At 69.1% G+C, this 7,541-nt stretch carries 5 protein-coding genes and 1 pseudogene; 4 read left to right on the top strand and 2 right to left on the bottom strand.

Annotated elements, in window-relative coordinates:
• The coding region (locus tag LI92_RS18440) for a 3-methyl-2-oxobutanoate hydroxymethyltransferase (protein WP_046321494.1) at positions 1–397 on the bottom strand (397 nt) is incomplete at its 3' end.
• A gap of 193 nt (positions 398–590) precedes the next feature.
• Here LI92_RS18440 and LI92_RS18435 point away from each other — a divergent pair.
• Genes LI92_RS18435 through LI92_RS18420 form a run of 4 tightly spaced genes read left to right on the top strand, consistent with a single transcriptional unit; the run spans position 591 to position 7,171 of the window.
• A complete protein-coding gene (locus tag LI92_RS18435; RefSeq protein ID WP_046321493.1) occupies positions 591–2,132 on the top strand; it encodes an alpha/beta hydrolase in 1,542 nt (513 codons plus the stop codon).
• 20 nt (positions 2,133–2,152) lie between these two features.
• The gene (gene glnA / locus LI92_RS18430) at positions 2,153–3,493 is read left to right on the top strand and encodes a type I glutamate--ammonia ligase (protein ID WP_046321492.1); all 1,341 of its coding nucleotides are present in this window, start codon (positions 2,153–2,155) and stop codon (positions 3,491–3,493) included.
• A 12-nt stretch (positions 3,494–3,505) separates the two neighbouring features.
• Complete coding sequence (locus tag LI92_RS18425; RefSeq protein ID WP_046321490.1) at positions 3,506–6,511, top strand: bifunctional [glutamine synthetase] adenylyltransferase/[glutamine synthetase]-adenylyl-L-tyrosine phosphorylase; 3,006 nt, start codon at positions 3,506–3,508, stop codon at positions 6,509–6,511.
• Positions 6,512–6,526: 15 nt separating this feature from the next.
• The gene (locus LI92_RS18420) at positions 6,527–7,171 is read left to right on the top strand and encodes a PaaI family thioesterase (protein WP_502691477.1); all 645 of its coding nucleotides are present in this window, start codon (positions 6,527–6,529) and stop codon (positions 7,169–7,171) included.
• A 38-nt stretch (positions 7,172–7,209) separates the two neighbouring features.
• Here LI92_RS18420 and LI92_RS18415 read toward each other — a convergent pair.
• Positions 7,210–7,541: pseudogene (locus LI92_RS18415) on the bottom strand (type I glutamate--ammonia ligase); the annotation flags it as partial.

Here is a 7,541-nt window from a genome sequence, read left to right as displayed (position 1 = left end):
TGACGGCGTGCGCGCCGCCCTCCTTCATGAACCGGGTGGCGGTGGCCAGGGCCGCAGCCGGTCCGCCTTCGTAGGAGCCGAACGGCAGGTCGGCCACCACCAATGCGTGCGGGGCGCCGCGCACCACCGCCCGTACCAGCGGGATCAGCTCGTCGATGGTGACCGCAACCGTGCTGTCGTAGCCGTAGACGACGTTGGCCGCGGAGTCCCCGACCAGCAGCACCGGGATGCCGGCGTCATCGAAGATCCGGGCCGAGGAGTAGTCGTAGGCCGTCAGCATCGACCATTTGCGTCCCTCGCCCTTCATCTCCTGCAGATGATGGACGCGGGTCTTCGGTGCGATGCGGACCGGATTGGGCGCAGCGTCATTGCCGGCGCCGTAAATGTGCTCAGACATCGTTGTCCCTTGAATCGGTCGGGTAGATCCTCGAAGCCCGCGCAGCGGGTCCCCGGGTCGTCTGACATGCCCAGTCTGCCACTGCCGGCGGCACAGCTGAACCACAAGGTGAAGTGGATTTCCTCACATCGGCACGCGCTGAGCCCACCGGGTGCCCGGGCTTGCCCGCGCATGCATGGCAGCATGTGGTGTCATGAGCTCGCCGACGCGCCGCGACAGGATCACGCGCACCGTTTTGACCTGCCTCGCGATCGCGACAGTGGTGATCACCGTCGGCAGCTGCACCCGGCTGACGCCGGGCCACGCGGTGCTGGCCGTGCCGAAGGTCGGCCAGCCGGTCCAGTGGGACAAGTGCCGGTTCACCGCCGACACCAACATCAAGGTCCCCGCCGACGCCCAGTGCGGGTTCATCGCGGTGCCGGTCGACTACTCCGCGCCGCAGGGCGACGTCGCCCGGCTGGCCATGATCCGTTTCCCGGCCACCAAGGACAAGATCGGTTCGCTGGTGATCAACCCGGGCGGCCCGGGCGAGTCCGGCATCGAGACAGCGGTGGGCCTGGTCAGCTCCCTGCCGCGTCAGGTACGCGAGAGCTTCGACCTGGTCGGGTTCGACCCGCGCGGGGTGGCCTCGTCGCGGCCCGCGGTGTGGTGCAACTCCGACGAGGAGAACGACCGGCTGCGTGCTCTGAACCAGGTCGACTACAGCCCCGAGGGCGTGGCGCGTATCGAGAACGAGACCAAGGAGTACGTCGCGCGCTGCCTGGAGAAGACCGGCAAGGAATTTCTGGCCAACGTCGGCACCGTGAACGTCGCCCGCGACCTGGACGCGATTCGCGCCGGACTGGGCGACGACAAGCTGACCTACCTGGGCTACTCCTACGGCACCCGGATCGGCTCGGCCTACGCCGAGGCCTACCCGCAGAACGTGCGGGCGATGATCCTCGACGGCGCGGTGGACCCCAACGCCGATCCGATCGAGGAGGACCTGCGGCAGGCGGAGGCCTTCCAGGGCGCCTTCGACGACTTCGCGGCCGACTGTGCCAAGGAGACCGACTGCCCGTTGGGCGACGATCCGGCCAAGGCCGTCGACGTCTACCACAGCCTGGTCGACCCGCTGGTGGACAAGCCGGCCAAGACCAAGGACCCACGCGGACTGAGCTACAGCGACGCCATCGTGGGCACCATCATGGCGCTGTATTCGCCGACGTTCTGGTCGCACCTCAACGACGGCCTGTCCGATCTGGCGCAGGGCCGCGGCGACATCATGCTGAGCCTGGCCGACCTGTACATGCGCCGGGACGCCGGCGGCCACTACACCAACGCCACCGATGCCCGCGTCGCGGTCAACTGCGTCGACCAGCCGCCGATCACCGACCGGGCCAAGGTGATCGAGGAGGACCGGCGTTCGCGTGAGGTCGCGCCGTTCATGAGCTACGGAAAGTTCACCGGCGACGCCCCGCTGGGCACCTGCGCCTTCTGGCCGGTGCCGCCCACCACGGAGCCGCATACCCTCTCGGTGCCCGACCTGCCCCCGACGATGGTGGTCTCCACCCCCCGCGACCCGGCCACGCCGTACCAGGCCGGTGTGGACCTGGCCAAGCAGCTGGGCGGCTCGTTGGTGACGTTCAACGGAACTCAGCACACCGTGGTGTTTCAGGGCAACGAATGCGTCGACCGATACGCCGCGCGATACCTGGTTGACGGCACGCTGCCGCCAACCGATGCAAAATGCTGAGCGCTGATACGCTTCGCGGTATGGACCGTCAGAAGGAGTTTGTGCTCCGCACGCTGGAGGAACGCGACATCCGTTTCGTCCGGCTCTGGTTCACCGATGTGCTCGGTTACCTCAAGTCCGTGGCGATCGCCCCGGCGGAGCTCGAGGGCGCCTTCGACGAGGGCGTCGGCTTCGACGGCTCGGCGATAGAGGGTTTCGCCCGGGTCTCCGAATCCGACATGGTCGCCCATCCCGACCCGTCGACGTTCCAGCTGCTGCCGTGGACCTCCGATTCTGGCAAGCAGTACTCGGCGCGGATGTTCTGCGACATCACCATGCCGGACGGATCCCCGGCCTGGGCGTCCTCGCGCCACGTGCTGCGCCGGCAACTGGCCAAGGCGGGGGAGCTGGGGTTCGCCTGCTACGTGCACCCCGAGATCGAGTTCTTCCTGCTCGAGCCCGGCCCCTATGACGGGAGCACGCCGGTTCCGGCCGACGACGCGGGCTACTTCGACCAGTCGATCCACGGCTCGGCCGCCAACTTCCGCCGGCATGCGATCGACGCCCTGGAGTCGATGGGCATCTCGGTGGAGTACAGCCACCACGAAAACGCCCCCGGGCAACAGGAGATCGACCTGCGCTACGCCGACGCGCTGTCGATGGCCGACAACGTGATGACGTTCCGCTACCTGATCAAAGAGATCGCGCTCAAAGAGGGTGTCCGGGCGTCGTTCATGCCCAAGCCTTTCCGGCAGCACGCCGGATCTGCCATGCACACCCACATGAGCCTGTTCGAGGGCGAGGTCAACGCGTTCCACAGCCCTGACGACCCGCTGCAGCTGTCGGCCACCGCGAAGTCGTTCATCGCCGGAATCCTCGAGCACGCCAACGAGATCAGCGCCGTCACCAACCAGTGGGTCAACTCCTACAAGCGGCTGATCCACGGCGGCGAAGCGCCCACCGCGGCGTCCTGGGGCGCCTCCAACCGCTCCGCGCTGGTGCGGGTGCCGATGTACAGCCCGCATAAGACGTCCTCGCGGCGTATCGAGGTGCGCAGCCCGGACTCGGCGTGCAATCCCTATCTGACGTTCGCGGTGCTGTTGGCCGCCGGGCTGCGCGGGGTGGAGCAGGGCTACGAGCTGGGCCCCGAGGCCGAGGACAACGTCTGGGCGTTGACTCCCGAGGAACGCCAGGCGATGGGCTACCGCGAGCTGCCCGGCACCTTGGAGCGGGCGCTGACCGAGATGGAGAACTCCGAGCTGGTCGCCGAGGCGCTGGGGGAGCAGGTCTTCGACTTCTTTCTGCGTAACAAGCGCCAGGAGTGGGCGAACTACCGCAGCCATGTGACGCCCTACGAGCTGCAGAACTACCTGGCGCTCTAGGCCCGTACCGTCGTGGCCTATCCCGGAGCTCAGCGCCGCAAGCTGCCCAGCGTCGGGCGTCTGGGATTGGTCGACCGGTACGCCGCGGCCGACCTGACCGCGCTGGGCTGGTACAGCACCTACACCCAACCGCACGTCGACGTGCTCTGGGCGCTGTCGCGTGCCCCCGACGCCGACCTGGCCCTGCGCACCCTGGTCCGGCTGTCCGAGGCGCCGGATATCGACTGGGCCGAACTGAGCGCCGCTCTGCTGGCCGACCGCGGCCTGCGCGGGCGGCTGTTCAGCGTGCTGGGATCCTCACTGGCACTGGGCGATCCCCTGATAGCCCAACCAGAGTCGTGGAAGTTGCTGGCCAGTCCCGCCGACACCGAGGACTACTCGCTGGCGCTGCCGTCGGGATCCGAGCTGCGCACGCTGTTCGCCGACTGCATCGCCGACACCACCGACGGCGCCTACGCCCAGCGACTGCGGTCGCTCTACCGCGACCGGCTGCTGGTACTGGCCGCCATCGACCTGGCTGCCACCGCGGAGAACCTGCCGGTGCTGCCCTACGTGAGCGTCGGCGAGCACCTCGCGGACCTGGCCGACGCCGCGCTGGCCGCCGCCCTTCGGGTGGCCGAGATCCGGGTGTGTGCCGATGCCGCGCCGCCCCGGCTTGCCGTGATCGCCATGGGCAAATGCGGTGCGCGGGAACTGAATTACGTCAGCGATGTCGACGTCATCTTCGTCGCCGAAGAAGCCGATGCGCTCACCACCCGGGTGGCCGGTGAACTGATGCGGGTGGCCGGCGAGGCGTTCTTCGAAGTGGACGCCAATCTGCGCCCGGAGGGACGCCACGGCGCGCTGGTACGCACCCTGGATTCCCATATCGCCTACTACCAGCGGTGGGCCAAGACCTGGGAGTTTCAGGCACTGCTCAAGGCGCGCCCGGCGGCCGGCGATCCCGAACTGGGCCGCGCCTACGTCGACGCGCTGCTGCCCATGGTGTGGACCGCCTGCGAGCGTGAGGATTTCGTCGCCGACGTGCAGGCCATGCGGCGCCGGGTGGCGCAGCTGGTACCCGCTGAGATCCGGTCTCGCGAGATCAAGCTGGGGCCGGGGGGACTGCGCGACGTGGAGTTCGCCGTGCAGCTGCTGCAGCTGGTGCACGGACGCAGCGACGAGTCGCTGCACGTGGCGTCCACGGTCGATGCGCTGGCAGCCTTGGGTGCCGGCGGCTACATCGGCCGCGATGATGCGGCCAACCTGACCGCCTCCTATGAGTTCCTGCGGCTGCTCGAACACCGGCTGCAGCTGCAGCGCCTCAAGCGCACCCACATGCTCCCGCCGCCCGAGGACGACGAGGCGATGCGCTGGCTGGCCCGCGCCGCCCATATCCGGCCCGACGGCCGCCATGACGCCCTGGGCGTACTGCGTGAAGAACTCAAGGCCCAGAACCTCCGGGTCTCCCGGCTGCACGCCAAGCTCTTCTACCAACCGCTGCTGGAGGCGGTCGGACCGGCGGGGCTGGAGCTGGCCGGGGGGCTGACACCCGGTGCAGCGGAACGCCAGCTGGCGGCACTGGGATACGAGGCGCCGCACAACGCTCTGACCCATCTGGCGGCGCTGACCAACCAGAGCGGTCGCCGGGGCCGGGTCCAGGCGGTCCTGCTGCCCACGCTGCTGTACTGGCTGTCCAACACCCCCAATCCGGACGCGGGGCTGCTGGCCTACCGGCGCCTGAGCGAGTCGATGGCGCAGCAGCGCTGGTATCTGAGCACCCTGCGCGACAGCAGCGCCGTGGCCAAGCGGCTGATGCGGGTATTGGGCACCTCGGCCTACATTCCCGACCTGCTGATGCGCTCGCCCGACGTCATCCAGGCCTACGGCGACGGACCTTCCGGGCCCAAGCTGCTCGACAGCGATCCCGACGCGGTGTCGCGGGCGCTGATCGCCTCGGCGGCACGCCACCCCGACCCGGAGCGCGCGATCGCCTCGGCGCGCAGCCTGCGCCGCCACGAGCTGGCCCGCATCGCCTCCGCGGACCTGCTGGGCATGCTCGAGGTGGTCGACGTCTGCCGGGCGCTGACCGCGGTGTGGGTGGCGGTGTTACAGGCTGCGCTGGACGCGATCGTCCGCGTCAATCTGCCCGGAGAAGGCCAGGAGCCGCCGGCGCGGATCGCGGTGATCGGCATGGGCCGGCTGGGCGGAGGCGAGCTGGGCTACGGCTCGGACGCCGACGTCATGTTCGTGTGCGAGGCCAACGAACAGGCGCCCGGCGTCGGCGACGCCGACGCCGTGCGTTGGGCCACGTCGATCGTCGAACAGGTCCGGGCGTTGCTGGGCACCACCAGCGTCGACCCGCCGCTGCAGGTCGATATCAACCTTCGCCCCGAGGGGCGCAACGGTCCTGCGGTCCGCACGCTGGCCTCCTACGCGGCCTACTACGAGCAGTGGGCCCAGCCGTGGGAGATTCAGGCGCTCCTGCGGGCGCATTGCGTCGCCGGTGATGCGGATCTGGGTCTTCGGTTCCTGCGCATGATCGATGCCACCCGGTATCCGCCCGGCGGGGTGTCGGCCGAGGCGGTGCGCGAGATCCGCCGGGTGAAGGCGCGGGTCGACGCCGAGCGGCTGCCCCGCGGGGCGGACCCCAACACGCACACCAAGCTGGGCAGGGGCGGGCTGGCCGATGTCGAGTGGACAGTCCAGCTTTTGCAGCTGCGCCACGCCCACCGTGTTCCGGCCCTGCACAACACCACTACGCTGGAGACCCTGGACGCCATCGCCGCTGCCGGGCTGTTGGAAGCCGACGACGTGGACAGGCTCCGGCAGGCGTGGCTGCTGGCAACCCGTGCTCGCAACGCCCTGGTGCTGGTGCGCGGCAAGCCCACCGACCAGCTGCCCGGACCGGGCCGCGCGCTGAACGCGGTGGCGGTGGCCGCCGGATGGCCCGGCGGTGACGGCGGTGAATTCCTGGATCACTACCTGCGGGTGACACGGCGCGCGAAAGCCGTGGTACGCAAGGTATTCGGGGACTAGAGGAGGATCTCAGTGGTGGATTTCGGGGCTGGCGCGGCGGTGCCCACAATCAGCGCGCAGGAGAGCGCGCGACTGTTGGAGCGCTACGGGCCGCTCGCCCAGGCGGTCCGTGAGTTGATCGACGTCACCATTCGCACCCAGGCCGACGCCGGCACCGTCGATGAGGCGACCAGCCAGATTCGCCGGCTCACCGAGCGGCTTCGGGGCAGCAACCTCAGCGACTCGCCGGGACTGCGTTACGTCGTCGACGGCCGGCCGCTGGCGTGGGGGAACGCCGTGGTCGGGCTGCGCAACCCGATTGCTCCGCCGCTGGTGATCCAGCACGGGGGCAACGGCCACTGCTGGACCGACTTTCACCTGGGCGCGGCCTATGAGGGGCCGCCGACGCTGGTCCACGGCGGGGTCAGTGCCCTGATCCTCGACCATGTGCTCGGCGAGGCGGCCAGCGACGGCCTGACCAAGCCGAACTACACCGGCACCATCACCGTGAAGTACCTCCGGGGAACACCACTGGGGCCGCTGCACGCCGAGGCGTCGGTGTACCGCAAAGACGGGGTGAAAACCTACGCGCGGGGCCATATCTCGGATGCCGCCGGGGTGACCGTGGAGGCCGACGGCGTCTTCATCACACCGTCTTGGGCCCGCGACACGGTGGAGTGAGCCGCTCGCCGTTGCCGCCGGAGCCGTTGCCGGGTCGCTCAGCAGTCGTAGTACAGCGCGAACTCGTAGGGGTGCGGGCGCAGGTTCACCGGCGCGATTTCGTTGTCGCGCTTGAAGTTGATCCAGTTCTCGACCAGGTCCGGGGTGAAAACGCCGCCCTCGGTGAGGTATTCGTGGTCGGCTTCCAGATTGTCGATCACCTGGGCCAGTGAGGTGGGGGCCTGGGGGATGTTGGCGGCCTCGTCGGGGGGCAGTTCGTAGAGGTCCTTGTCGACCGGGGTCGCCGGTTCGATCTTGTTCTTGATGCCGTCGATGCCGGCCATCAGCATGGCGGCGAACGCCAGGTAGGGGTTGCCCGAGGAGTCCGGGC

The sequence above is a fragment of the Mycobacterium sp. UM_Kg1 genome (assembly GCF_000972925.1).
Classification (GTDB): Bacteria; Actinomycetota; Actinomycetes; order Mycobacteriales; family Mycobacteriaceae; genus Mycobacterium; species Mycobacterium hiberniae.
This window is presented reverse-complemented; position numbering and strand designations above follow the sequence as displayed.

Excerpts from the sequence above, each read along its gene's own strand:
- LI92_RS18435 (WP_046321493.1), top strand. The coding sequence starts at position 591 with ATGAGCTCGCCGACGCGCCGCGACAGGATCACGCGCACCGTTTTGACC.
- glnA (WP_046321492.1), top strand. The coding sequence starts at position 2,153 with ATGGACCGTCAGAAGGAGTTTGTGCTCCGCACGCTGGAGGAACGCGAC.